19 protein-coding genes and 6 tRNA genes are annotated in these 26,492 nt (G+C 41.8%); 4 read left to right on the top strand and 21 right to left on the bottom strand.

Going from position 1 to position 26,492, the window contains the following annotated elements; translation table 11 throughout:
* Positions 1-31: 31 nt before the first annotated feature.
* The 12 genes from IYN84_RS01490 to IYN84_RS01435 form a co-directional block, all read right to left on the bottom strand.
* The gene (locus IYN84_RS01490; RefSeq protein WP_196137395.1) at positions 32-1,915 is read right to left on the bottom strand and encodes a SurA N-terminal domain-containing protein; all 1,884 of its coding nucleotides are present in this window, start codon (positions 1,913-1,915) and stop codon (positions 32-34) included.
* An 82-nt stretch (positions 1,916-1,997) separates the two neighbouring features.
* Positions 1,998-2,074 (bottom strand) — tRNA-Asp (locus tag IYN84_RS01485).
* 60 nt (positions 2,075-2,134) lie between these two features.
* Positions 2,135-2,210 (bottom strand) — tRNA-Val (locus IYN84_RS01480).
* 13 nt (positions 2,211-2,223) lie between these two features.
* The gene (hupB, locus tag IYN84_RS01475) at positions 2,224-2,496 is read right to left on the bottom strand and encodes a nucleoid-associated protein HU-beta (RefSeq protein WP_196137394.1); all 273 of its coding nucleotides are present in this window, start codon (positions 2,494-2,496) and stop codon (positions 2,224-2,226) included.
* Between the two features lie 218 nt (positions 2,497-2,714).
* Positions 2,715-5,126 carry an endopeptidase La gene (gene lon / locus IYN84_RS01470; RefSeq protein WP_196137393.1) on the bottom strand — a complete coding sequence of 804 codons (2,412 nt, stop codon included), beginning with the start codon at positions 5,124-5,126 and terminating at the stop codon, positions 2,715-2,717.
* A 262-nt stretch (positions 5,127-5,388) separates the two neighbouring features.
* Positions 5,389-6,675, bottom strand: a complete 1,287-nt coding sequence (clpX, locus tag IYN84_RS01465; protein WP_196137392.1) for an ATP-dependent Clp protease ATP-binding subunit ClpX — start codon at positions 6,673-6,675, stop codon at positions 5,389-5,391.
* Between the two features lie 157 nt (positions 6,676-6,832).
* Positions 6,833-7,447: an ATP-dependent Clp endopeptidase proteolytic subunit ClpP gene (clpP, locus tag IYN84_RS01460; protein WP_196137391.1), complete on the bottom strand. Its 615-nt coding sequence runs from the start codon at positions 7,445-7,447 to the stop codon at positions 6,833-6,835.
* A gap of 130 nt (positions 7,448-7,577) precedes the next feature.
* On the bottom strand, positions 7,578-8,903 hold the full coding sequence (gene tig, locus IYN84_RS01455; RefSeq protein WP_196137390.1) for a trigger factor: 1,326 nt from the start codon (positions 8,901-8,903) through the stop codon (positions 7,578-7,580).
* 372 nt (positions 8,904-9,275) lie between these two features.
* Positions 9,276-9,360: transfer RNA gene (locus tag IYN84_RS01450), tRNA-Leu, on the bottom strand.
* 51 nt (positions 9,361-9,411) lie between these two features.
* Positions 9,412-9,487: transfer RNA gene (locus IYN84_RS01445), tRNA-His, on the bottom strand.
* Between the two features lie 59 nt (positions 9,488-9,546).
* Positions 9,547-9,623: transfer RNA gene (locus IYN84_RS01440), tRNA-Arg, on the bottom strand.
* A 66-nt stretch (positions 9,624-9,689) separates the two neighbouring features.
* A tRNA-Pro gene (locus tag IYN84_RS01435) sits at positions 9,690-9,766 on the bottom strand.
* Positions 9,767-10,117: 351 nt separating this feature from the next.
* On the opposite strand from IYN84_RS01435, the gene folD reads away from it, so the two are divergent.
* Both folD and IYN84_RS01425 read left to right on the top strand, forming a co-directional pair.
* Positions 10,118-10,969 carry a bifunctional methylenetetrahydrofolate dehydrogenase/methenyltetrahydrofolate cyclohydrolase FolD gene (folD, locus tag IYN84_RS01430; RefSeq protein ID WP_196137389.1) on the top strand — a complete coding sequence of 284 codons (852 nt, stop codon included), beginning with the start codon at positions 10,118-10,120 and terminating at the stop codon, positions 10,967-10,969.
* 199 nt (positions 10,970-11,168) lie between these two features.
* Positions 11,169-12,056: a response regulator gene (locus tag IYN84_RS01425; protein ID WP_196137388.1), complete on the top strand. Its 888-nt coding sequence runs from the start codon at positions 11,169-11,171 to the stop codon at positions 12,054-12,056.
* Between the two features lie 27 nt (positions 12,057-12,083).
* Here IYN84_RS01425 and IYN84_RS01420 read toward each other — a convergent pair whose 3' ends face one another.
* On the bottom strand, positions 12,084-13,436 hold the full coding sequence (locus tag IYN84_RS01420) for a hypothetical protein (protein WP_196137387.1): 1,353 nt from the start codon (positions 13,434-13,436) through the stop codon (positions 12,084-12,086).
* 163 nt (positions 13,437-13,599) lie between these two features.
* Complete coding sequence (locus IYN84_RS01415; RefSeq protein WP_196137386.1) at positions 13,600-14,643, bottom strand: rod shape-determining protein; 1,044 nt, start codon at positions 14,641-14,643, stop codon at positions 13,600-13,602.
* 187 nt (positions 14,644-14,830) lie between these two features.
* On the opposite strand from IYN84_RS01415, the gene IYN84_RS01410 reads away from it, so the two are divergent.
* The gene (locus IYN84_RS01410; RefSeq protein WP_196137385.1) at positions 14,831-15,325 is read left to right on the top strand and encodes a GNAT family N-acetyltransferase; all 495 of its coding nucleotides are present in this window, start codon (positions 14,831-14,833) and stop codon (positions 15,323-15,325) included.
* A 24-nt stretch (positions 15,326-15,349) separates the two neighbouring features.
* Here the strand turns inward: IYN84_RS01410 and dnaE are convergent, their stop codons facing one another.
* A complete protein-coding gene (gene dnaE, locus IYN84_RS01405) occupies positions 15,350-18,877 on the bottom strand; it encodes a DNA polymerase III subunit alpha (protein ID WP_196137384.1) in 3,528 nt (1,175 codons plus the stop codon).
* 53 nt (positions 18,878-18,930) lie between these two features.
* Positions 18,931-19,509 (bottom strand): ribonuclease HII, encoded by a 579-nt coding sequence (gene rnhB, locus IYN84_RS01400; RefSeq protein WP_210330258.1) that lies wholly within the window; start codon positions 19,507-19,509, stop codon positions 18,931-18,933.
* Between the two features lie 302 nt (positions 19,510-19,811).
* Here rnhB and lpxB point away from each other — a divergent pair, with 302 nt between their 5' ends.
* Entirely contained in the window at positions 19,812-20,945 is a 1,134-nt protein-coding gene (lpxB, locus tag IYN84_RS01395; RefSeq protein WP_196137382.1) for a lipid-A-disaccharide synthase, read from the top strand.
* Between the two features lie 91 nt (positions 20,946-21,036).
* Here the strand turns inward: lpxB and lpxA are convergent, their stop codons facing one another.
* From lpxA to bamA, 5 genes are read right to left on the bottom strand one after another with little or no spacing between them, the layout of a single operon-like run.
* Positions 21,037-21,819, bottom strand: a complete 783-nt coding sequence (lpxA, locus tag IYN84_RS01390; protein ID WP_371734717.1) for an acyl-ACP--UDP-N-acetylglucosamine O-acyltransferase — start codon at positions 21,817-21,819, stop codon at positions 21,037-21,039.
* On the bottom strand, positions 21,816-22,277 hold the full coding sequence (gene fabZ, locus IYN84_RS01385) for a 3-hydroxyacyl-ACP dehydratase FabZ (protein WP_196137381.1): 462 nt from the start codon (positions 22,275-22,277) through the stop codon (positions 21,816-21,818). Before fabZ ends, lpxA begins: the two co-directional genes overlap by 4 nt.
* Before the next feature lie 57 nt (positions 22,278-22,334).
* The gene (gene lpxD / locus IYN84_RS01380; protein WP_196137380.1) at positions 22,335-23,390 is read right to left on the bottom strand and encodes a UDP-3-O-(3-hydroxymyristoyl)glucosamine N-acyltransferase; all 1,056 of its coding nucleotides are present in this window, start codon (positions 23,388-23,390) and stop codon (positions 22,335-22,337) included.
* 4 nt (positions 23,391-23,394) lie between these two features.
* Entirely contained in the window at positions 23,395-23,901 is a 507-nt protein-coding gene (locus IYN84_RS01375) for an OmpH family outer membrane protein (protein WP_196137379.1), read from the bottom strand.
* A gap of 54 nt (positions 23,902-23,955) precedes the next feature.
* Positions 23,956-26,466 carry an outer membrane protein assembly factor BamA gene (gene bamA, locus IYN84_RS01370; RefSeq protein WP_196137378.1) on the bottom strand — a complete coding sequence of 837 codons (2,511 nt, stop codon included), beginning with the start codon at positions 26,464-26,466 and terminating at the stop codon, positions 23,956-23,958.
* Between the last annotated feature and the right edge of the window lie 26 nt (positions 26,467-26,492).

Genomic DNA, 26,492 nt, shown 5'->3' with positions numbered 1-26,492 from the left:
AAAAGCGGCTTTTGCTGACACTAATGTAAACTTACTGAGCAAGTGCATCAAGATTTCGTCTTACATCAGCTTTTAAGCGCATCGTTTCTATAAATCCTGAGTGCTCTGAATTGGCAAAGTACCGGTTAGTAAATAATTCTCTTTGCTTTTTAACCGCCTCTTCAGCTGAGCTCCAATCACCTGGCTTGACTTCAGTTAAAACCAAGATTGCAAAGCCTTGGAAGTCTTCCACCATATCGATGGTAGATTCTCCTTCAGCTGGCGGAGTCAACTTGAAGAACTTCTGGTTAGTCATGTATGACAGAGAAGCATTGTTACGCTGAATATCATCTAATTCTGTCCAGGAAAGAGAGTTTTCGGTTAACATCTCTTCTACTTCTTCTTTTGCCTTTACTTTTTCAAGAATAATGTTTGCTAACTCACCAGCTTTTTCCTTAGCCTTGGTCTGAAGAATGGTGCTAGACACTCTCTCTTTAACTGCCTCAAATGGTTCAATAGTACTAGGCTTGTGCTCCTTAAGACGTAAAATCACAAGATGATTTTCGCCGATTTCAATAGGCTGTGAATTCAACAGCGCCTCTTTAACATCTGAACTAAAAGCAGCATCTTTAATCAGTTGATTTGCAAAGATACCTTCTCTGCTAGACAGTCCAAAAAGAGGGCTGGTTTCTACCTGAATTCCGCTGGCATTTGAAGCTTCCTGCAAAGAGTCAGAGAATTCGAAAGCTTTTTCTTTTAACAACTCTGACTTGGCGTAGAAATCCTCTTCTGCTTTTATCTTTTTAAGTTCGACGATGAGCTCGTCTTTAACTTGCTCCAAAGATTGCACTTCACCAGCAATAAGATTTGTCAGCTTCAGGATCTGATAGCCATCTTCTATCTTGACTGGTACTGATACCTGACCAACCTCAGTTAAAGCTTTAGCAGCTTCGTCCGCCGCAGGTTCAAGTGCTCCTTCAAGAAGAATCCCTAAGTCGCCAGCTTCATCGGCTTCAGCTTCACCAATTGCAATAAAGTCACCATCTGCTAACTTTGCATGAATCGCTTCGGCTTTTTCTTTAGCGGCATTTTCATCACCATTACTAAGGATAAGAATATGTGAAAACTGCTTCTGATCTTCTCCCTGAAAGCGAGTGATATTATCCTGATAATAACTCTCAATTTCTTCATCAGTTGGCGCTTGAGCAGCCTTAAGCTTGTCTATTGATAACTCAATGTAGTCAACAGACACTTTCTCTTCTACCCGGTACGCTTCCTGATTTTCATTATAATACTTTTGAACTTCCTCTTCGCTCACCTCTATTCCGCTTTTGAACTGTTCAAAATTTAGCTTCAATGCTTTACCACTACGTTTTTGCATTAACAGTTCAAAATCTTTTCTCGCTTCCTCAGGTAATGAAAACTCTGTGCTGGTAATCCCGTCCACCAGATGAGTATATGTTTCTTGAAACTGGAAAGTACTCTTGAGCTCAGCATCATTCATTCCGTTTCTGACAAGAATTTGATTAACTAAAGAGCGAGAGTAATTTCCTTCTGAGTCTTTAAAAGCAGGAAATTCGTGAATAACTTTCCTCAAAGCACTATCTGAGAGTCTCATGCCGAGATCCGCGGTTGCCTGCTGTGTCACTTCTCTATTGATCAGATCCTGAAGAACTCTTTCCTGAAATTCACGCTCATCTTCTTCTGTTTTCACATTAGCATTATAGTAGTCAGCTTGCTGTGCTTTCACTCGCTGGTACTCTCTTTGAAAGTCAACGCGGGAAATACTTTCTCCATTCACAATTGCGACCGCATTAGGGTCACCCAGGAAGAAAGAAGATGTGAAATAACCAGCAAAGACAAACGATATTACTATCGCAAAAACTACAATTTTTACCCAGGGCTTTTTTACCCCTTCTCTGATACTTTCTAACATAGCAGATTGCTCTTTATTAATATTCTGTTCTTGTTCGTCAAATTCTTGATAAAAAAACGCGCCAATAAAGGCGCGCTTATTTTGGCGGAGCGGACGGGACTCGAACCCGCGACCCCCGGCGTGACAGGCCGGTATTCTAACCAGCTGAACTACCGCTCCAATGACTCAACAACAATCTAATCCAATAATCAGGGTCAATAATTATTTCAATGGAAAGATTGGTGGGCACTGCTGGGCTCGAACCAGCGACCCTCGCCTTGTAAGGGCGATGCTCTCCCAACTGAGCTAAGCGCCCATAAAACGGTGCGCTAGTTTACCGCGTCTTTAAGACCTTTACCAGCTTTAAAACCAGGAACTCTTGCAGCAGGGATTTCAATAGTTTTACCTGTTTGAGGATTACGGCCTGTACGAGCAGCACGCTCTTTTACAGAAAAAGTACCGAAACCAACTAAAGCTACTTGATCACCTTTGCGAAGAGTTTCTGTGATTGAGTCAAGCATTGCGTCCAGAGCACGTCCAGCTGAAGCTTTAGAAATATCGGCACCTGATGCGATTGCATCTACTAGTTCAGATTTATTCACTTAATTCCCCTTTAATTCTTATCAGTTAATTTGAGAGCATAGATTGGAATTCATTAGTATATGCCCCTCGCGGATAACTTTATACCAATCCAGCAAATTATCTGTCAAGCAACAAATCGCCTTAAACCCAGAAAATCCGCGGCTTTGGTCAATTTTAGTGCGTTTTTTCTCCGAATTGACCAGCCTTAAATGTTAATCCGGAGATATCCTGGAAATAGTTAGTGAGGTTTAGCTTCGGATGTATTGTCACTTTCCACCTCTACAGCTTCCTTTTGGGCTACAGAGGACTCGCCTTCCTTACTTAATGGGGAGGGCATACTAACCAAAGCTTTCTCCAGAACTTCGTCTATCCATTTGACAGGAATAATCTCTAAATCACCGATAACATTGTCAGGAATCTCTTTCAAATTTCTAACATTCTGATGAGGTATTAAAACCTTTTTAATACCTCCGCGGTGAGCTGCCAATAGTTTTTCCTTTAGACCGCCAATTGGTAAAACTTCTCCTCTCAAAGTAATTTCACCTGTCATCGCAACTTCTCTTCGAACAGCGATGCCGGTAAGAGCTGAAACTAACGCAGTGCACATAGCACAACCAGCACTGGGTCCATCTTTGGGAGTGGCTCCTTCAGGTACGTGGACATGAATATCTTTCTTTTGGTAGAAATCCTCTTCAATCCCAAGTGACTCAGCTCGACTCCGAACAACGGTCATGGCAGCTTTGATTGACTCCTGCATAACATTACCTAGATGGCCGGTTGATAAGGCTTTTCCTGAACCGCTGGTAACTGCAGCTTCGATTGTCAACAAATCACCACCAACTTGAGTCCACGCCAACCCTGTAACTTGACCGACTTGATCGTTCTCACCGGCCTTTCCGTAATCATACTTTTCAACGCCGAGAAACTTTGAAATGTTCTTGGTATTCACCTTTATGCTCTTACGCTTTTTATCAAATAAAAGTTGCTTAACAACTTTCCGACAAACTTTTGATATCTCGCGTTCAAGACTACGAACTCCCGCTTCTCTTGTATAGTAGCGTACGATAGATGTGATAGCTGATTTAGATAACTGTAGGTCATCGTCCTCAAGCCCATTAGCTCTCTTTTGTTTCGGAAGAAGATACTTAGTAGCAATATTTAACTTTTCATCTTCCGTATAGCCTGAAAGATTGATTACTTCCATTCGGTCAAGCAGAGGCCCGGGAATATTCATGGAATTGGCTGTACATACAAACATTACTTCGGATAAGTCGTAATCTACCTCGAGGTAATGATCGTTGAAAGAAGAGTTTTGTTCCGGATCCAGCACTTCAAGCAGCGCAGATGCGGGATCGCCGCGCATATCCATTGCCATTTTATCGATCTCATCCAGCAAAAACAGCGGATTTTTAACTTTAACGCGGCTTAACTTTTGCAAGATTTTGCCCGGCATTGAACCAATATAGGTTCTTCTGTGACCTCTAATTTCAGCTTCATCTCTCACCCCGCCGAGTGACATACGGACAAACTTTCGGCCCGTAGCTTTGGCAATTGACTCTCCAAGCGAGGTTTTACCAACACCAGGAGGGCCGACCAGGCACAATACTGGCCCTTTCAACTTCTTCACTCTGGTTTGAACTGCCAGATATTCCAATATCCTGTCTTTTACTTCTTCAAGCCCATAATGGTCGGCTTCCAAAGTATTTTGCGCCTTTTCAATGTCACTATCTAGCTTGCTACGTTTCTTCCAGGGTATATTCAGCATCCAGTCTATGTAGCCTCGCACAACTGTAGCTTCAGCAGACATCGGTGACATCATTTTTAGCTTTTTAAGTTCTGATTCTGCTTTTTCTCTAGCTTCCTTAGGCATTCCGGCAGAAGTAATCTTTTCCTTAAGCTCCTCAAGGTCAGCCGTCCCATCATCGTCCCCTAATTCTTTCTGAATAGCTTTCATCTGCTCATTGAGATAATAGTCTCTTTGACTCTTATCCATTTGCTTTTTGACTCGACCACGAATTTTTCGCTCAACATGTAGCAAATCGATTTCAGATTCCATTAGGCCCATAATGTACTCTAGACGCTCGGAAACACTATCAATTTCTAAAATAGCCTGCTTCTCCTTAATTTTTAAGACAAGGTGGGCAGCTATTGTATCTGACAACTTTTCGACATCTTCAATTGCCGAAACAGTATTAAGAACTTCTGACGGTATCTTTTTGTTGAGTTTGATATAGTTTTCAAACATTGCCTTTACTGAGCGAGACAATGCATCTTTTTCCTGCGGCGCTGGACTTTCCGATGGCTTGTCGCGAAAATCAGCCATCAATAAACCGTCATCATCAGTTAACTTTTCAATACTGGCTCTGGATTCTCCTTCAACCAATACTTTAAGGTTGCCGTCGGGTAGTTTTAGCATCTGCAATATATTGGCTACACAGCCCTGAGTGTAAATATCCTCTGCACCCGGGTCGTCCATATTGGCGTCTTTTTGCGCAACCAGCAGAACTTTATTGCTTCCCTCTGAAGCCAACTCAAGTGCTTTTATGGACTTTTCACGTCCAACAAAAAGCGGAATGACCATATGCGGAAATACCACTACATCGCGTAGTGGTAATACTGGTAACTGATTTTTGCTGCTTACGTCAGACATAGTTTATCTCTTAAGTCTCGAAATTCTTAATATTTAGCGCTTATGCGCCAGCTTTGTCTCGCTCCAACTTACACTTTAATCAGAGCTTATATCAAATCGCTTACTTCAATTAGATTAGTGCATGACAAAACGATTTAGTTCGTTTTGCAGAAAAACAAATAAAGAAAACTCTTACAGGGTATATTGGGGTGATTAGTTTAGTTTCAACGACTTTGTTTGCAAAAAACTGACTTTCGCCAGTTTTTTGCAGTATAAACAATTATTATTTATCTGATGCTATCTTCTTGTCCTGACTCTCATAAATCAAGAGAGGATCTGATTCACCATCAACGACGGCTGCATCAATAGCAACTTTGGTAACACCTTCCATAGAAGGCAGTTCATACATTGTGTCTAGTAATACTTTTTCGACAATAGAGCGAAGTCCACGAGCTCCAGTTTTCCTTTCCATAGCCTTTTGCGCAACAGCTCTTAATGCATCTTCTCTAAATTCCAGAGTTACACCTTCCATTTCAAATAACTTGGCGTACTGTTTAGTCAGCGCATTTTTCGGTTCAGAAAGGATCTGAACTAGCGACTCTTCGTCGAGCTCCTCAAGGGTTGCAACAACTGGAAGTCGACCAACGAACTCTGGAATAAGCCCGTACTTAACCAGATCATCAGGTTCAATATCTTTAAAAATTTCCCCGATATTTTTATTTTCATCTTTGCTCGTAACCTGCGCACTAAAACCAATACCTGAGCGCTCTGAACGGTCGCGGATAATTTTATCCATACCAGCAAATGCACCTCCACAGATAAACAGGATACTGCTAGTGTCCACTTGTAGAAATTCCTGCTGAGGATGTTTGCGACCGCCTTGTGGAGGGACAGAAGCTACAGTTCCCTCAATCAACTTCAATAGCGCCTGCTGGACGCCTTCACCAGACACATCTCTTGTAATTGAAGGGTTATCAGACTTACGGGAAATCTTATCAATTTCATCGATATACACAATCCCGTGTTGTGCTTTTTCCACATCATAATCACATTTCTGCAAGAGCTTTTGAATGATATTTTCTACATCTTCACCAACATAACCGGCTTCAGTTAATGTTGTTGCATCTGCAATTGTAAATGGCACATTAAGTAACCGAGCCAATGTCTCTGCCAAAAGAGTTTTACCGCTTCCTGTTGGTCCAACTAAGAGGATATTGCTTTTACCCAGCTCTACTTCGTCATTCTTGAGGTTACCCGACTGTAAGCGCTTGTAGTGGTTATAAACAGCAACGGAAAGAACTCTCTTAGCGGCCGGCTGACCGATAACATACTGTTCTAATATGTCGTTGATTTCCCTTGGGGTTGGCAACTTGTTAGAGTCACTATCTTGCGCAACTTCTTGAATTTCCTCACGAATAATATCGTTACACAGCTCAACGCACTCGTCACAGATAAACACTGAAGGCCCGGCAATAAGCTTTCGAACCTCATGTTGACTTTTTCCACAGAAAGAACAGTAGAGAAGCTTACCGCTATCGTCACGTCCACCTGATTTTCTGTTATCGCTCATCGATTATCCTTTAACAATTTTTCTCTGTTTCAGCGTCCCTTATAGATGCAGGGACTCTATACCTAGCTTAGACCTTTTACCGCCAATTTGTCGACCCTGGACTGCAAAATCCCTTGAATATTGTGAAGTTAATCTGATCAAGGAACAAAATCAACCATTAACGAGAAGCGATTACCTGATCGACAATACCGTACTCTGCGGCATCTTCTGCACTCATAAAGTTATCCCGATCTGTATCTTTTTCCAGATCTTTGAGCTTTCTACCTGTGTGATGAGCCAGAATCTTGTTAAGGTTATGCCTCATATTCAAAATTTCTTTAGCATGAATTTCAATATCCGATGCTTGTCCCTGAAAACCACCTAGAGGCTGATGAATCATGATGCGTGAATTAGGTAGCGCAAACCTTTTTTCTTTAGCTCCACCAGCTAAAAGAAAGGCGCCCATGCTACAAGCCTGCCCAATACAGAGGGTAGAGACATCAGGCTTAATAAATTGCATAGTGTCATAAATGGCCATTCCGGCAGTTACCGAACCACCAGGAGAATTGATATAAAGAGAAATATCTTTGTCTGGATTTTCAGATTCTAAAAATAGCATTTGGGCAACAATCAAGTTTGCCATATGATCTTCAACTTGGCCTACCATGAAAATCACGCGTTCTTTCAGCAGTCGAGAATAGATATCGTATGACCTTTCCCCTTTTGCTGTTTGCTCAACAACCATAGGGACTAATCCGAGCGCTTGTTCTTCTAACATCGAACGAGTTGTCATTACTTTTTTATCCTTATATTTATTGTCTCAGAAACTAAAAACCCAGTATAAAACCACTGGTGTTAACCTTGGGGTTAACTATAGCAGTTTCAATACCGGGTTTGTAAATAATAAGATATTTTATTATTTATTATTCTTTATCTTCTTCAGCTGGAGCATCTTCCTGCTTAGGGTTCATGATCTCGTCAAAACTCATAGAAGTCTCGCTCACTTCAGCTTTGCCTTCTACAAATTCAATAACGCTATCTTCCAAAACGAGCTGTTCTACTTCATTCAAACGATTTTCATCAGATAAATAGTAATTAATGACTTCTTCAGGTTGCTCATATACCGAAGCCAACTCCTCCAGCTTATTTCGAACCTTATCTTTGTCTGCAGTAATTTTGTTTTGCTTGATGATCTCACCGACAACCAGGCCTAACTTAACTCTGCGTGTAGCTCGCTCTTCAAATAACTCTGAAGGTAGGTCAGGTAATGAAGCTCCTTGACCACCAAATTGTTGCATAGCCTGTTGCTTAAGCTGTTGAATTTCTTGATCAATCATAGACTTAGGAATTTCAAAGTTGTGGGCTTCCACCAGAGAATCCATCACTTTTTCCTTAAGCTTTGAGTTGACAGCTTGCTTAAGCTCTCTTTCCATATTTTTGCGGATATCCGCTTTCATAGTAGAAATATTGCCGTCTTCAATACCAAGTTTTTCTGCTAACTCACCCATTTTAAGAGTTTCTTTTTTATTAACGATTTTAACAGTCGTTGCAAACTCAGCTTCTTTTCCGGCGACTTCTTTATTGTGGTAATCTTCAGGGAAAGTCACCTTAACTGTGACTTCGTCTCCAGATTTGCTTCCTGTTAACTGGTCTTCAAACCCAGGAATCATCTGACCTTTGCCCAACTCAAGCGCAAAGTCGCTTGCTTTACCACCGGCAAACTCTTCACCATCAATTGTTCCAACGAAGTCGATAACTATTTGGTCACCCTCTTTGGATTTACGTTTTACTTCAACCCAATTTGCCTGTTGTTCACGAAGCGTGTCTATCATTTTTGATAAATCATCATCGCCAACTTCAGCAGTGATTTTTTCAAGAGATATTTTAGATAAATCTTCAAGCGCTACTTCAGGATAGATCTCAAAAGTAGCAGTAAACTCAAGATCTTTACCTTCTTCCATTGAGACTGGCTCAATGTGAGGAGCTCCCGCCGGCTGAAGCTTTTCCTGAACAACCGCTTCATAAAAGGAGCGCTGCATAACTTCAGAAACAACATCCTGGCGAACATGCGGACCAAATCTCTTTTTGATTACATTCAGCGGTATTTTGCCTGGGCGAAAACCATTCATTCGCTGAGTTTTAGCCAACTCTTTCATTCTTTCAAGCGCAACATCGTCTACCTTGCTAGCAGGTACACCGATTGTAAGCTTACGCTCTAGGCCACTTGTGGTTTCAACAGAAACTTGCATTGATATGCTCCAACTAAGTTTTTAATTCTCTTATCGACTAACCTGCTTAAAACCTAGTGTCGTGATAGCTGCTGGTTAGACTGTTAAACGTTGTAATTTTCTGGCTACCTAAGTCAACCAGAGCCCCTCTTTTCAGGATTTTCACCTAAAAAGAGCTGTCCCATCAAAAAGGACTGGTCAGTATACGCATAGTTGAGACTAGATTAAAGAGGAGTTTGCTAGAGCTTGTGCCTTGAAATTAAGGCATGTAGTTGCGGCCAGGGCATCCCAGAGATGTTTGGCTCGCTCCAAAGCTCAGGCGACCACCATCCAGCTCAAGCCTAAATACTGACAGCATCCTGAGGCCAGGAATACCTGATAAAGATTACAAAGTGGTGCGAGAGGAGAGACTCGAACTCTCACGCCGCAAGACACTGGAACCTAAATCCAGCGCGTCTACCAATTCCGCCACTCTCGCACTTTGTAAATCAACCATTCAGACATTTATTCTTATCTAAATAGTTAGATATGGGGTGGACGATGGGGTTTGAACCCACGACCACCGGAATCACAATCCGGGGCTCTACCAACTGAGCTACGTCCACCATAATTCTTTATAAACCAGTAACTTAGCTGGTTTATCTTCATTCCGCCTAGGCGGTAATGGCACGCCCGGCAGGATTCGAACCTGCTACCCTCGGCTTAGAAGGCCGATGCTCTATCCAGATGAGCTACGGGCGCATCGTTCCTAAGAAACCCCGCTGCTTGAGATTACCGTCAACAAGCAATTGTTTTCCTTAAAGTACCTGGTCGGGGAAGAGGGATTCGAACCCCCGACATCCTGCACCCAAAGCAGGCGCGCTACCAGACTGCGCTATTCCCCGACATTCCCCATTTGGAGCTGAGCTCCTCAAGGAGCGGCGAATAATACTGGCTAATCTGACCGCCGTCAACAAGGAAAATAAATAATTTTAAAAAACTTTTCATTCCACCTGTATTCGACTAAAAATCAAACCGTACCTGGTTAAATTTAGCTCAAATTTAGCGTAATAAACTACGTTTGGTCAACCATCCGCAATAATGTATAAATTCAGGCTCGCCTTTTTAAAATCTACCTATTCATGCTTAGTATCACCTTTTATCAGGGTTTCTCCAAACTTTTACTTGGCAGCCACTCCGACAATTGAGAAAATACGCGATTATATTTCCACAAGTTATTAGAGATATCCAAGCAAATGACAGCAAAGCTGATCAATGGTAATGAAATTGCCGCTCGTCTTCGTGCCGACATCAAACAAAAAGTTCAAGCTCGAATAGATCAGGGCAAAGCCCCTCCCGGACTAGCTGTAGTTTTGGTTGGAGAAGATCCAGCCTCTTCTGTTTACGTGAACAAGAAAGTTAATGCGTGTGAAGAGGTCTTATTTAATTCAAGAAAAATAGAACTACCTGCATCAGTTACTCAGGACGAACTTCTGCAAAAGGTCGATGAGCTGAACGGTGACAACTCCATCAATGGTATTTTAGTGCAGCTGCCACTTCCTTCACATTTGGACTCTAGTGAAATACTCGAAAAAATTAATCCTGATAAAGATGTAGATTGCTTTCATCCATACAATATAGGCCGATTAGTACAACGAATACCTCAGATTAGACCCTGTACGCCGTACGGTGTAATGCTAATGTTGGAATCTATTGAGGTAGATGTAAAGGGCATGGACTGTGTAGTGGTTGGAGCGAGTAATATTGTCGGCCGTCCAATGGCAATGGAACTACTTCTTAAAGGAGCAACTGTTACCGTTTGCCATAAATTTACCAAAGATCTTGAGTCTCAAGTGCGCAGAGCAGACCTTGTAGTTGTTGGTGTCGGAATTCCCGGGCTGGTAAAAGGAGAATGGATAAAGCCAAATGCAATAGTGATCGATGTTGGCATTAATCGCTTGGAGAATGGAAAGCTCACCGGTGATGTAGAGTTTGATATTGCCTCACAAAATGCAGCATGGATTACACCAGTTCCAGGCGGAGTTGGCCCAATGACTGTCGCAACTTTGATGCATAATACTTTGCTCGCAACAGAAATGATGGATTAGTACGACAGTTAATACTTTAGATAGCCCAGAACAGCAACCTCTGGGTCCTTCATCTTCCAATATCCCCCGATTTTACTTCCCTTATAACCCTGCTATCCTATTCCATCTTTTGTGTGCGCCTTTTGTCAAAATTTGCAAAAGTCCAATTACCAGCTAGGATTAATCAAGAAGCTTCTTTTATTCGATAAATCATTAACTTATGAGCCTAAAGTTCCTAATAGTCGATGATAGTAAGGCAATGCAAACAATTGTTCAAAGAACACTCAGCAATGCTGGCTACAAAGATCATGACTTCAAATATGCCGACAATGGTAAGGAGGCGCTTGAAATTATCAAGCATTGGCAACCTGACATGGTTCTGCTCGACTGGCACATGCCTGAAATGACCGGAATTCAAGTACTGGAAAAAGTTAACGAGTTGAAGCTGGGAACCCGTATCGGCTTCATTACTGCGGAGAAAAATGAGTCGTCTCTTAAAAGAGCAAAAGCTTCAGGTGCAATGTTTGTGGTAAACAAACCTTTTACCGCAGAAACTCTCAAAGAAAACCTTATTCCGGCACTTTCAGGTGCTTCAACCCTGACCAATGCCTTTCCGCATATCAAAGATCTGATATTCCCCTCTCCGGCAGCAATGAGTACTTTATTGTCGACAATAACCAGTCATGTAATAAAAGTCGAAAAAGTCAAACCCGTGTCAGTGAATGAACTAGAATTGCCATGCACAATTGCGCTTTTTGGAGACAAGGATAAAAAGGTCAAAGCCATTCAGATTCTGGATTCAACTTCATCCGACCAACTCGCAGAGAAGTTTGCCTCGAGCGTATTTAGAGGAGAGCCATTTGACGATAAGCTATTGGCCAAAGCTCTGCTCAAAGCTTTATCAATTATTGCGGTCTGCTTTTACAATGTTGATAAATCTGCGGAGCTTCGTCTGTTAAAAACATACAATATGCAAAAAATGATTAAGAAGGTTGCCCGACTGGACAAGATTCCCGAAGAAGAACGACTGGATTTAAAGTTTACTTTCGATGACGGTTCTTCCAGTTATTCAACTATATGTCTCGAATCCCGAGGCGAAGCCCTCTGATCTCCTCCCGCTACAGGAACTTTCTCTTTATTCAGTCTTGTCCAGTTCATTGAGAACTTCAAGGTATTGTTGCTCTAGCAACTGATGCTCGCTTGTGAGTCGAGCGAGAGCCTGTGCTGTCTCATCGGCGACGGTTGACTCTTTCGATATCTTAAGAAACTGTTGCTCTAACATTTCATTCTCAACTTTGAGCCGGTCCATGATTGACTCTTTTTCCTCGAGCTTGCTCCTTAATCCTTCTAACTTGTTAACCAGTTCAGGATCGACATTCTGGGACTCTGCTTGTACTTGGAGAAGCTTGTTTCTGGCTTCCAGATTACGATACTTACGAGATAATTCTTTGTGCTCATTACTTAAACCAACATAATTTCTATGCATCTGGTTCTGGGTTGCCTTATGCATTCTAATTTGCTCTTTTTGTGCGTGAAAAACCTTAGCTTTTGCAACAAAGGCCATTAGTTGTTCACTGGTAATTGAAAGATCTTTTTTGAGCTTATCTTTTATTTTAAGAGCTTCAGAAAGCTTGCCGGTCAGTAAATTAATTTGCTCTTCCAGGCTTTCGTTTTCTTTTAAATTGGAAGTTGTAAATGCTTCTGCTTGTTTTATTGTTTTATTGGCCTGCTCCAGAGAAGCTTCAGCCTGATCTATTTCCGCTTCAGCTTCCTCATTAGTTTTCGAATCTGCCTGTTCATCCGAAAAAATAGTCACATCATCAACCACTCCGACCATTTCGCCAATGGAATTATATCGCTCTTTTAACTGCCCTAATTGTTCACTTTCCGAATAGTTGCCGTTTTCCAGAAGTCGTGAGCGAAGTACATCCAATACCTGCTCACCTCCTGTCATATTAAAAGCAATCGCGTTCTTTAGCTCATGATACAACTCTTCATAATTCACTTCTTCTACGTCAGTCATAAGAGTGTTATCTAAAACTGATGTGTTCTGCTCTTCCAGCTTGTCTTCCAGCTCATTTAACCGACTCTTTAATGAATCCAGGGTTTCTTTCAATAGTTCTTCACTTTGTTCGGAATCCTTCAGCTTCTTACTTAACTTGCTTTCCGATTTCTCAAGCTTGGCGAGCACGGCCTGAAGCTCTTCATACTCCGCAGCAATCTCTTCTAGTTGTTTAGATAAGTCACTATCTTTCGATTTCTCGCTATCTAATAATCTTTGAAGCGATTCGATGGTACGAATTTGTTCCTGAACCTTAATCCTGAGTCCTTTAGAATGGCGTTTTTCATCTTTTAATTTTTCTCTAAAGCTCTCAATTGCGTCTTGCAGCTCATTGTTCAGGTTGTTCAGATAATAGAGAAGGGCTCCGGCGACAACGATAAGTACCAGAAAGACTTGACCAAGAATAACAACGGAAGAGGTAGACAATTATTACTTCGTTCTATCGGATAAACTCTTGATTTGAGTATAGATGAGAAAGCGAGATATTGCCTATTGTATTGATTTTTAAGAAATTACCCCGCAATAATTACGGGGTCTTAATAGTAGGAGAACTTAATAGATTAGAGTGCTTAAACTCAGAGGCTGCAAACTAATTCTGCCAGAAGAGATCGCCTCCGTGCTCTTCGATAGTCTCTAATACTTTGCCGCCACCTCGGGCAACACAGGTCAGTGGATCTTGCGCCACTATTACCGGCAGCCCTGTTTCCTCAAGGAACAGGCGATCAAGGTCTTTGATTAATGCACCACCACCTGTTAATACCATACCTCGCTCGGAAATATCTGCAGCCAATTCAGGCGGAGATTGCTCCAAAACTGACCGCACAGCTCGAATCATGCCCGCCAGAGGGTCCTGAAGAGCTTCAAGTACTTCATTACTATTAATGGTAAAACTTCTTGGAATGCCTTCGGCGAGGTTACGTCCGCGCACATCAATTTCCATTACCTCACTACTAGGGAAAGCCGTTCCTATTTCATGCTTGATTCTCTCGGCGGTAGCTTCTCCAATAACTGTACCGTAGTTTCTTCGAACATAGTCGATGATAGCTTCATCAAACTTGTCACCACCAATTCGAACAGAATCAGAAGAGACCACGCCATTTAACGAAAGAATAGCGATTTCTGTGGTTCCACCACCAATATCAACAACCATAGAACCGCGAGCTTCGCCGACTGGTAACCCGGCACCCACAGCTGCAGCCATTGGCTCTTCAATCAAATAAACGTCTCGCGCTCCCGCACCATATGCTGACTCTTTGATAGCTCTCCTCTCTACCTGGGTTGAACCACAAGGAACACAAATCAGTACTCGAGGACTGGGGCGCATGAAGAAACTGGAGTCATGAACTTTACGAATAAATTCCTGAAGCATTTTTTCTGTGACTTCGAAGTCGGCAATAACTCCGTCTTTTAGAGGTCTAATCGCTGTGATGTTACCAGGAGTTCTTCCTAACATCACTTTAGCATCCTTTCCAACAGCCGCTATCGACTTATTACCGCCGCGCTCATGTCGTATTGCTACCACTGAAGGTTCGTTCAATACGATTCCTTTTTCACGCATATAAACCAAAGTATTGGCAGTCCCGAGATCGATAGAAAGGTCGGCCGAAAACAGCCCTCTAATTTTATTAAACATATTTCTTTTTAATTCCGATTATTAATTACGCTCATTAATTCTCTGACTTTTTGCTAAAGCTTCAATTCAGCCTGTTTAGAAGCAATTGCTGCTGATTATCGCTTACTTATTATAGAAACAGAAGGGTTTGCTTTAATTTTCTTATGTTTTATGATGCGATTCATTAAAATTAGTTCCAGAGACCCCTATGCTAGAAATAAATCTCGTAACCAAGCAAGAAGCTGGTGCAATAAGTCTGCTAGCCAAGCCTATTTGGGAAGAACACTACATCCCCATTATCGGCTCCGCTCAAGTTGAATACATGCTGGAAAAATTCCAGTCCGAATCAGCCATTCAGGAACAGATAGAGCAGGGTTATCAGTATTATTTGGTTATACAGGACGAACAGCCTGTGGGCTACTTTTCAGTACAACCACGAAGTAATACTCTTTTCCTGAGCAAGTTCTATCTCGATCAATCAACTCGTGGCAAAGGTTTCGGTCGTCAAATGCTTACCTTTGTCGAGAGTCTGGCCAGGCAATCGGCGGCAAACAAGATTGAGTTAACAGTCAATAAATTCAACCCCGCGTACGAGGCTTACTTAAAGATGGGCTTCGAAAATATAGAAGCCATACAAATAGACATAGGTAATGGCTATATTATGGATGACTACCGAATGAATAAGATAATTAGTCCCGAGTAGACATTTAACCTTATCAGGTAGCGCCTAGTATTTTACAACCACCTTGTTGCACCCGGTAATATTACTCAAATTGAAAAGCAGCTCGTCGGTCGGTTTTACCGACCATTCACCCGAGGCAACGATTTCTGCCTGAATATTGTCCAGCGAGGTATCAAATCTGAGTGGACACAAGCCTCCTTTGAAAGGTGCAATGGTCTCGATTAACTCTTCAGCTAAAAGGTTGTTCTGATTAAAGTCCAGTTTAACACTCAAATGATCAGCCTTTTGCTCTCTGACAACGGTCAACTCTTCAATTTCTACGGCACTCATTTTCAACCCCCCAGAAAAATCGTCATTGCTAATATCGCCTTTGGCCACAATGATGCCGTCTTTGGTCAGAATTTCCCGACAAGACTCATAGAGATCGTTGTAAACCATCACGTCTACCCTGCCACTTTGATCATCCAGTGATACGATTGCCCAGCTCAATCCTTTTTTGGTTTTCATGACTCGAATACCAACAATCAAACCCGCAACTGAAACATACTCCCCGCGGCGAGTTGGCTGCAGAGAGTTAAGTCGTAAGTTACAAAATTGTTTAATTTCCGGTAAGTAGCGATCGATAGGATGTCCGGTTAAATACAGACCGAGAGTATCCTTTTCTCCTTGAAGCACCTTCTCTTCAGGCCAGGGCCTTACCAAAGCAAATTCTGGCGCTTTATCACCTGAGGTATCTGTAGGCGAACCGAAAAGATCATTTTGACCGATTAATTGATCCTTTTTAAACTGTTCGGCACTTTTAATCGCATGCTCCAATGATGCCATCATTACCGCTCTACTTGGACCTAACGCATCAAGCGCTCCCGCACGGATCATCGCCTCCAGGTTTCTTCTGTTGACTTTTTTAAGATCGACACGATTACAGAAATCAAACAAATCTCTGAACTTACCATTTTTTTCCCGCTCTTCAACAACCGATTGAATTGCTGCTTCACCGACTCCTTTAATTGCTCCAATTCCATAGATAATCGTTTTAGGCCCATCAATAGTGAACTTATATTGCCCTCTGTTAACATCTGGTGGCACAATTTCAATGCCGTTCGATTTAGCATCATCAACATATGTAACCACCTTGTCAGTATTATCCATATCTGACGACATTACCGCGGCCATAAAAGGCGCTGGATAGTGCGTTTTTAACCACGCGGTCTGGAAAGATACCAGCGCATAGGCAGCTGAATGCGACTTGTTAAATCCATAACCGGCAAATTTTTCCATCAAATCAAAAATGTGGCCCGCGAGCTCTCCATCAACATCTCTCGCAATTGCACCTTTCATGAAGATCTTACGTTGTTCTTCCATTACCTCTGGTTTTTTCTTACCCATTGCACGACGAAGCAAGTCCGCACCACCTAGAGTAAAGTTGGCGAGTACCTGCGCGATCTGCATTACCTGTTCCTGATAGAGAATGATTCCATAAGTAGGTTCTAGTACGGGCTTAAGATCTTCATGTTGATAGTCTGAGTGAGGATAAGCCACCTCCTGACGACCATGTTTACGATTGATAAAGTCATCTACCATGCCTGAACCAAGGGGGCCCGGTCTAAACAGCGCCACCAATGCAATAATGTCCTCAAAACAGCTCGGCAAAAGCTTTTTGATCAGCTCTTTCATTCCTCGGGATTCCAGCTGGAATACAGCAGTAGTATTGGCAGATTTTAATAGCTCGAATGATTTAGGATCTTCCAGGTCAATGGATTCAATTTGCAAAGGGCCTTCTTCTGCGGAGCGCAGTTGCTCATTAACCATTTCGAGGGCCCAGTCGATGATCGTCAATGTTCGTAGCCCAAGAAAGTCAAACTTAACCAGACCTGCGGTTTCAACGTCATCCTTATCAAATTGGGTCACCAGTCCTCCGCCGGATTCATCACAATAAAGTGCAGCGAAGTCAGTCAAATCCGAAGGTGAAATTACTACACCTCCGGCGTGTTTACCCGCATTACGTGTTATACCTTCCAATTTAACGGCCATGTCCCAGAGTTCTCTGAAATCCTCCTCTTCTTCATAGCGTGTAGCAATTTCAGGTTCTGCCTCCCAGGCTTTCTTCAAAGTCATGCCGGGATCGAAAGGGATCATTTTGGAAATTTTATCGACGAAACCATAAGGCTGACTCATCACCCGACCAACATCGCGAATTACCGCTTTAGCTGCAAGCCGACCAAAAGTAATAATCTGAGAAACTGCATTTCTGCCGTATTTTTCTGCTACATAGTCGATGACTTTGTCTCGTCCATCCATGCAGAAGTCGATATCAAAATCGGGCATGGAAACTCGCTCAGGATTGAGGAATCTTTCGAAAAGTAAATCGTATTGAAGCGGGTCTAGGTCAGTAATTTTAAGCGCATAAGCCACCAAAGAGCCTGCTCCGGAACCACGGCCTGGACCGACAGGAATCCCATTGTCCTTGCCCCATCGAATAAAGTCGGCAACAATAAGGAAATAGCCAGGAAACCCCATTTGATTAATTACATCCAGCTCTATCTGAAGCCTTTCATCATACTCCTTTCGTTTTTCAGCAAAGTCTTCTGCACTGGTATCGAACAAAAACTCCAGACGCTCTTCCAGACCTTCTCGGCTTAGTTCGCAGAAATACTCTTCAATAGTCATTCCCTCTGGAATAGGATAGTTGGGCAGGAAGTACTCTCCCAGATGCAAGTGAACATTGCAACGTTTGGCAATTTGAATGGTGTTTTCTATCGCTTCGGGTATATCGGAAAAAAGCTCCCACATTTCTTCTGATGATTTTAAATACTGTTGTTCAGAGTAAGTCTTAGGTCGACGAGGGTCGTCGAGTACACGCCCCTGATTAATACAAACTCGAATTTCATGTGCTTCGAAATCTTTTTGTTCCAGAAAACAAACGTCATTCGTGGCTACCACTGGAGTTCCACTGCCTTGAGCGAATCCGGAAACTGACTGGATATAGGCTCCCTCTCCTGGCCGCCCTGTTCTTTGTAATTCAAGGTAATAGCGTTGTGGAAAATGTAAATTCCAGAAGCCAAGCTGACTGGCTGCTTGTTCGTGATTATTGGCTAGCAGTGACCGACCAACATCTCCATCCTTGCCTCCAGAAAGAACTATCAAGCCCTCATTTAACTCGGTTAACCATTCTTTCTCAACAATGGGCTTCCCCATTTTCTGATTAGTTTGGTAAGCCCTCGATATTAGCTTTTTAGCATTGAGATAACCCGCATCATTCATGCAAAGAACACCAATCCGGAAAAAATCATTTTCATCATTTGAATCATTTATCCAAAGATCGGTACCAACAATTGGCTTGATTCCGTTGGCAATGGCTTTACGATAAAATTTAATCAAGCCGCAGAAATTTACATGATCTGTAATCGCAATGGCTGGCATCTCAAGTTCTGCAGCCCTATCCAATGTTGGATTGATTCGACATATCCCATCAACCATGGAAAATTCGGTGTGCATCCTGAGATGTATAAAGGACTTGGCCCGGACAGTGTTGCTCTCCAGATTCTGTTCTGCAGTGTTTGCTACTTCAGACATATTTAATTAGCTTCTTTTACTCATCAGATAAATCACTTTGAGCGATCCAGGTTTTATATCAGCTCAAGTTGCTTTTGAACGGGTCCAAAACTTTTGCGGTGAATTTCTGTAACGCCTAACAAGGCAATTGCTTCCCTATGTGCTTTTGTCGGATAGCCTTTATGTTGAGCAAATCCATAACCAGGGTAGCGTTCTTCCATTGCAACCATTTCCTGGTCACGTGTAACTTTGGCGATAATGGAGGCTGCACTGATCGCCGGCTCTTTCAAATCACCTTTAACAATTGCCTCAGCGCTACACGGGAGTTTGGGAAGCTTGTTACCGTCAACTAGACAATGTTCGGGAGCAATATCAAGTCCTTCGACCGCCCTGGTCATCGCTAGTAAACTCGCCTGTAAAATATTGATCTGGTCGATTTCTTCAGGCTCACAACGTGCAATACACCAGGCCAGTGCTTTTTCTTTAATTTCCTGGGTCAGTATTTCCCGCTTTTTTTCACTCAACTTTTTCGAATCAGTTAATCCGTCAATTGGATTCGCCGGATCCAGGATGACTGCCGCAGCAATCACAGGCCCCGCTAGCGGACCTCGACCAACTTCATCAACTCCAGCAATTAGTCTATCTATCCCCAATTTAAGCCCCACAAAAACTAAATTTTCTTATTTTTCAAAAGCTTGAACTCACTATTGAACAAGCAGATATATTTTCATGAAAGCAATTATTTCATACTCGCTTATTCTTTCCCAGCCGCAGTTAACAATTTTCTTTTGAATCATATATTTCGCTTTGTAGCCTGTTAAGGTAGGGAGCCAGATTCCATGACTAGCCGATTTATGCTATCTTTCGCGGTCGAATATTCTGACGAGATCAGTAAACTTAACCGTCAAACTTTTATTGTAAGCCAATGAAGTCTTGGTTAGACCTTGGAAAACTAATGAATCAAAAAATAGTTATTAGTGCGGGCGAAGCATCAGGAGATCTACACGCCGCTAACCTGGTGAAAGAGCTGAAGCAAATTAACCCTCATGTGAAGGTTAAAGCAATGGGCGGAGATAAGCTTCGTGCGGCAGGCGCTGAAGTTGTTCTCGACTGCAAAGAATTAGCTGTCATGGGTCTGGTAGAGGTTCTTCTGAACTACAGAAAGCTCAAAGCAGCGCTTACCTTCATGCAAGAGCAGGTGATAAAAGAGAAGCCAGACCTTCTTATTCTGGTTGACTACCAGGAATTTAACAACAAGCTGGCACAAACTGCAAAACAGCATGGTATTAAAGTTTTGTTCTATATTGGACCACAAGTTTGGGCCTGGCGTCCCAATAGAGTGTATAAGATGAAAGAAAGGGTCGACATGATGGCTGTACTCTTTCCATTTGAAGTAGAGTTTTATCAAAAAGCAAACGTACCTGTAACCTTTGTGGGGAACCCACTAGTTGATGAAGTCAAAGCGAATAAAGATAAAATAGATCTTATTTCGGGTTATGGACTCGAGGCTACAAAACCAATAGTCGGTCTTTTACCGGGAAGCCGAAGGAGCGAATTAAAACGGATTTTGCCCATCCAGTTAGAGGCGGCAAGAAAACTAAAAAATCAAAAACCCCAACTTCAGTTTGTCCTTGCGGTGGCAAGCACTTTGGAACTGGAAGAAGTTCAAAGCTTTTGCAAAAACTACCAGGATCTCAATATCAAATTGATTCAAGACCTTTCTTACAACGTAATGTCTGTTTGTGATGCGATGATTGTCGCTTCTGGAACCGCTACACTGGAAGCAGGATTGATGGGAATACCGAGCGTAATCGTCTACCATATGTCTCCAATATCATATGCGATCCTTAGCCGACTGATAAGTATCGAGTGGGTAGGTCTGGTCAATATTGTCGCTCAGAAATTGATAATGAAAGAACTTATTCAGGGAAATGCTAAACCACAAAAGATCGCGGACGAAATTTGTGAACTTCTGGATAACGCTAGCTACCGGCAAAACATGCTAGATGAACTAGCCAGCATCAAAAATAAACTGGGTGTCGGAGGTGGTTCGCGAAAGGTCGCACAACTAGCTAACTCAATGCTTTAAATCAGGCGAAAATAGTAAACGAGTTTAATTCAGTTCCAAAAAAGCCCAGACAATGCCGGGCTTTTCATAGAGCGATCCTTAACAAATCGAACTAGAGCATAGAGCCTCTTGCCAAACCTCTTTTCGAGGTATTAATAAAGTCGATCATAGACTGAACAGAAGGCGAGTCTTTTGCTAACTCTTCAAGTTCCACCATTACCTGCTCCAGCAGCAATCCTTGACGATAAATAACACGATAAGCTTTACGAATTTTAGAGATTTCATCTGAATCAAAGTTTCGTCTCCTCAAGCCTTCAGTGTTTACTGCCCTCGGGGCAGAGTCTGCATAAAGAACAAAAGGGGCGATGTCCTGAGTAACAGTACTTCTGATACCTACAAAAGCGTGAGCACCTATATGACAAAACTGATGGACTCCGGAAAACCCCCCGAGAATAGCCCAATCTCCCACTACTACATGGCCAGCTAAATTCGAACTATTAGCGATAGTTACATTATTTCCTATCACACAATCATGAGCGACATGAGTATATGCCATCAGCAGATTTCCATCCCCAATGACAGTTTCAGAACGATCGTCAACGGTTCCACGATGAATTGTACAAGACTCACGAATAATATTGTTGTCTCCAATAATTGTGCGAGTTGGCTCGCCGTGATACTTCTTGTCCTGGTTCGCTTCTCCAACAGAACAAAACTGATAAAAATGATTTCCTTTACCGATATGAGTGTGTCCATTGATTACTACATGAGGACCAACAACAGTATCCTCATCAATACTTACGTTTTCATCGATCACACTAAAAGGACCAACTTTTACCGAATCGGCAAGTTTTGCAGAAGGATGTATTATGGCTGAAGGATGAATATTACTCACGGCTCTATTTCCTGCTTTGAACACATTAATTCTGCGGAACAAACAACTTTTCCCTCAACTAGTGCTTCCGCCTCAAATTTCCACATCGTCCTTTTGCGCTTTAATAATTTAACTCTTAGCTCTACTTGATCCCCTGGCTCTACGGGCTTTTTAAATCTCGCATTATCGATTCCTACGAAATAATAAAGCGAGCTCTCCTCAGGTAATTCATTCATGGTTTTAAATGCCAGAATACCTGTTGCCTGTGCCAAAGCTTCTAATATCAAAACTCCTGGCATAACAGGTCTATGAGGAAAATGCCCGGTAAAACAAGGTTCGTTTATAGTTATATTTTTGATTGCGTGCAGATATTCGCCAGATCTATAGTCGGTAACCCTATCTACAAGCAAGAACGGATATCGGTGTGGCAGATGTTTCATCACCTCATGAATATCTAAGGTAGAGATCTGTTCACTCATTCCGATTCCCCAATTGCCCAATAATCGTATTAATTAAGAAGTGTAGCAAACTATCTATTATTCATCTTTAAGATCGTTACTATTTGATATTTCAGATAGCCTTTTCTCTAAAGATTTTATTTGTTTAGCCATTTCGTCCAGTTGTCTGAAGCGAGCCACATTTTTACGCCAGGATTTATTATCCTGCATTCCTGTTCCAGACGAATAAACCCCTGGTTCTTTGATGGACTTGTTGATCACACTACATGCAGTTACATGAGTGCGAGGAGCCAATTCCAAATGTCCAAGGATAGTCGTTCGTCCACTCAAAGTGGTATATTCCCCAATTTTACTGCTACCAGCTACCCCAGTATAAGCAGCCATTGCCACGCTCTCGCCAAGCTCAACGTTGTGAGCAATATGACAAAAGTTATCGAGTTTTACGCCGTCGGAAACAACAGTATTATTCAATGCTCCTCGATCAACACAAGCGTTAGCACCAACTTCAACAAAATTACCAATTGTTACGCCGCCAGTTTGCGGAATCTTAACCCAGCGTCCATTTTCATTTGCGAACCCGAATCCATCAGCACCTATTACAGCACCTGAATGGATAATACAGTCACTGCCAATACTAACTCCATGGTATATACTGACATTTGAGTAGACTCTAGTAGCTTTTCCAATGATAGAGCCCTCACCAACCACAACATTCGCTCCAAGAATGACATCATCTTCTATCGTGGTGTCAGCTTCGATAACGACCCCGGCAGCTATGGAAACACTCTTTCCAATTTTAGCCGTCGGGTGAATAACAGCGGACTCAGATATGCCGACTTCGGGAGTAGGAGTTGTATCGAGTAATTGACCAACTTTTGCAAAGGCCAAATAGGGATCTTTCACGACAATAACATTGCCTGAATAAGAACAGGCATTTTCCTCAGAAAGCAAAACACAACCCGCGTGGGTTGTGTCTAGCATTTTAAGGAATTTAGCACTATTTAAAAAAGAAATTTCATCACTTTTTGCAGAATCTAAGGATGAAACTTTCTTTATTTCATGCTCGCCATCCCCTTTGAACTTAGCATCCAGGGATGTGGCGATTTCCTTAATTGTATAGCTATTTGAATTCAAATAATTAACCTGCAGGATTGCTAATAATTGCTATGACTTTATCTGTAATATTTACCGATTGTGAAGCATGAAGAACCATATCGCTTCGTACAACAAGATCTAACTTTTCGTTAGAAGCAACTTTTTGGACCGCTTCCATAATTTTTACCTGAACTTTTTTCATTTCCATATTTCTAGCTAGAGCAAAATCTTCATCTAGAAACTTCTTTTGTAAATTAAATTCAGCATCGATCTGCTCTAATTGACGCTTATACTTCAATTTATCAGCAAAAGTCAGAGTCATTTCTTCTTTTCGTGCTTTGTCTTGAAGTTCCTTGCCCTTCTTCTGAAGCGCTATCAAAGACTCCTGCTTCTCTTTGAACTGGGCTTCAAGCTTTTCCATGATTGTCTTCATTTGAGGAGCCTTTGACTCCACAACACTAAAATCTACAACACCGATTTTTAGATCAGCCGCTGACACGCCTAACGAGCCTAAAACCAAAGCAATACTTACTATAAATTTTTTAAACATTATTACACCTTTTATTTTACTAATTTAGTTGAATTATTTTGCCTTTCAATAGCACTAGAATGTTTGCCCTATGTTAAAAGAGAAAGTTTCCGTTTCATCCAAGTCGCTTTGCTTAAATGGCTTTGAAAAACTAATTGTCAGCGGCCCCATTGGTGATAACCACTGAAGGGAAAAACCGGCAGACATACGATAAGACTCAGGTTTAGAATAATCAGGAATTGTAGCAAACAAATCAGGATTGACAGCTTCTATATCTTTATAATCATCTAAATCGAATTCTGTGTCCCATAAATTACCGACATCGACAAAAAAGCTCGTTCTAACGGAGTTACTTTCTTCAGCAAAAGGCGTTGGGAAAATCAATTCAAAAGTGGTTAAAACTCTCGCGTTTCCACCAGCACTTCTACGTTGAATTGTAACATTATCATATCCCGATGGAAGTGGGTATTGAGCTTGACCATCTTGCGCGTCAACCACTACGCCATTACCAGTAGAAGATGGCGTTCTAACGATTAAACGAGGACCTATCGTATTAGTATCAAACCCGCGCATAGTACCGGAGCCACCTGCAGTAAAGTTTTCAAAATACGGTAATTTTGTAGTATCTCCATATCCATCGCCGTATGAAGCACGAAATGAAGTCATGAATGTCCACTTGTGTGCCAGTGGAAGGTAGTATCTAAAGTTGTAGTCTACCTTGTAAAATTCCAGATCACTTCCAGGTAATGCACTGTTAAGTACCAGAGTTTGACTTGTCCCTCGGTCAGGAAAAACCCCACGATTTAAAGTATTTCTGGAAACACCAACACTAAATCGATAAATATCATAATCAAAGTTAGGCTCAGCTCGTACATCACGTCCGTTTTCAGCAAAAAAGTCTATCACCTGTTCTGATTGAGTTCCTTGTGCTTTTAACAAGTTATCTTGATAACCCAGAGAAAAGTTTAAACCGGTCACTTCACTGGTACGATAGCCAACTTTAAAATCAACTCCGGTTGAATCTAACAAACCATTATATAAATTGATTGACCCATAGTCTGTTTTCCTTAAATATACGCCTACACCCGCACTTATTTCATTGATTGTGAAATATGGATCAAAGTAATCAGCATTGTAACTTTCAACATAATCACTCTTATTGATAGCAAACTGAACTTTCTTCCCTGACCCCATAAAGTTGTTATGGCTTACATTGGCATTTAGCGATACGCCAAACCTGTCACTATAACCAATTCCACCACTAACGGTTCCCGCAGAACGCTCTTTGACTGCGTAGTTTATATCAACTCTGTCATCCTCATTTTCAGCCTTCGGAGTTTCGACTTCAACTTCCTCCATATAGGTCAGTCTCTGCAAGCGCAGCTTGGATCTTTCAACTGCACGAGTTGAAAGAGCTCCACCCTCCATCAAACGAATTTCACGTCTTAGAACTTCATCATCGGTAGCTTCGTTTCCGGAAAAGTTAACCCGATTTACATAGACCTTTTTGCCAGGCTCAATAAAAACGTTCAAATTAACTTTTTTCTCACCTTCCTTAATCTCGGGCACGGTCACAACTTTGGCAAAAGCATAGCCATAGTAACCCAAGTTTTCTTTTATTTGCTCTTCAGCAAAAGATATAGCTGCAGCCGAGTAAGTATCGCCCTTAGTAAGCGGCATAATTCGCTGCAATTGCTCTTTTTCAAGAATAAGATCACCTGAGAAAACAATATCGTTTACAGTAAATTTTTCACCTTCCTCTATATTGATAGTTACATAGATTCCTTTACGGTCGGGAGAAATTGACACTTGGGTGGAAGCATTATTGAAGGTCAAATAACCTCTATCTAAATAAAAAGATCGAAGAGTCTCAAGGTCTCCGCTCAATTTTTCTCTTGAATACTGATCATCACCAGTAAAAGTCGATAACCATCCCCCTTCAGAAAGTTCAAATTGTTCTAACAATTCTTCATCAGTGAATAACGAATTGCCCACAATACCAATTTTCTGAATCTTGGCTGGCTCGCCTTCGTCAATGATAAACTTTACATAAACTCTGTTTCGGGACTGCTTAACAATCTTGTCTTCAATTTTTATCGAGTACTTCCCATGAGAAAAATACTGCTCTTCAATACCTATTTTGATACTTTTAATGGCTGAAGGATCAAAAACTTCACCTTTAGCAAAGCCCGAACGGCTCATTGCTTCAAGGATCTGCTCAGAATCTATATCTGAATTTCCATCAATGGTTATATCTGATATCGTAGGACGCTCATTAAGATCAACAATAAGCTTGCTCCCTTCTCTGAAAAGCCGAATATCGTCAAAACTGTTTGAACCATATATGCTACGAATGATTACAGGTATCCGTTCGGGGCTTAAACTTTCGCCCACTTGTAGGGGAAGCAAGTTGTAGAAGGTACCCAACTCCATTCTTTGCAAGCCCAGAACTTCAATTTCTTCTACTACGAATGAACTGTCTTCTATAGAAGCATACGCCGGGCGTGGTGTAATCAGCTGAGAAGTTGCTAATGCTGTTATACCAAAAATCAAGTTACGAGCTTTGAACTTATTCTTGTACTTCATGTTTCCCTAAAATTCTCTTATTTGCA

The organism is Aliikangiella sp. G2MR2-5, assembly GCF_015687155.1.
Lineage (GTDB): Bacteria > Pseudomonadota > Gammaproteobacteria > Enterobacterales > Kangiellaceae > Aliikangiella.
This window is presented reverse-complemented; position numbering and strand designations above follow the sequence as displayed.